We start from the raw sequence: 728 nt of genomic DNA, 5'->3' as shown, positions 1-728 counted from the left end.
TACGACGCGGACCGGTTCGACGCCGAGTTCTTCGGCATCAGCCCGCGCGAGGCGGCGGCGATGGATCCTCAGCAGCGGTTGCTGCTGGAGACCACGTGGGAGGCCGTCGAGCAGGCCGGGATCGACCCGGCCGCGCTGCGCGGCACCCGCACCGGCGTGTACGTCGGCGCGACTGCCCAGGAGTACGGACCCCGCCTGCACGAGTCGTCCGGCGGACACGACGGCTACCTGCTGACGGGTACCACCGCCAGCGTCGCGTCGGGCCGGCTGGCCTACACGTTCGGGTTGGAGGGGCCGGCGGTGACGGTCGACACCGCGTGTTCGTCCTCGCTGGTGGCGTTGCATCTGGCCGCGCAGTCGCTGCGTCAGGGCGAGTGCTCGATGGCGCTCGCCGGCGGCGTGTCCGTGATGGCGACCCCGGGCATGTTCGTGGAGTTCTCCCGGCAGCGGGGGTTGTCGCCGGACGGCCGGTGCAAGGCGTTCTCGTCGTCGGCTGATGGCACGGGCTGGGCCGAGGGTGTCGGTGTGCTGGTGCTGGAACGGCTGTCGGACGCGGCCCGTCACGGGCACCGGGTGCTGGCCGTGGTCCGCGGTTCCGCGGTGAACCAGGACGGTGCGAGCAATGGCCTGACCGCGCCGAACGGGCCCTCGCAGGAGCGGGTGATCCGTGCCGCGCTGGCCGGTGCCCGGCTGTCGGCGTCCGAGGTGGACGTCGTGGAGGCGCACGG

General features: G+C 73.1%; 1 protein-coding gene. It reads left to right on the top strand.

What is annotated here, in order from left to right; translation table 11 throughout:
• The coding region (locus Asi03nite_RS37530; protein ID WP_203685264.1) for a beta-ketoacyl synthase N-terminal-like domain-containing protein at positions 1 to 728 on the top strand (728 nt) is incomplete at both ends.

Source organism: Actinoplanes siamensis, from assembly GCF_016862395.1.
GTDB lineage: Bacteria > Actinomycetota > Actinomycetes > Mycobacteriales > Micromonosporaceae > Actinoplanes > Actinoplanes siamensis.
The sequence above is the reverse complement of the archived record's forward strand: the minus strand, read 5'-3'. Positions and strand labels throughout refer to the sequence as shown.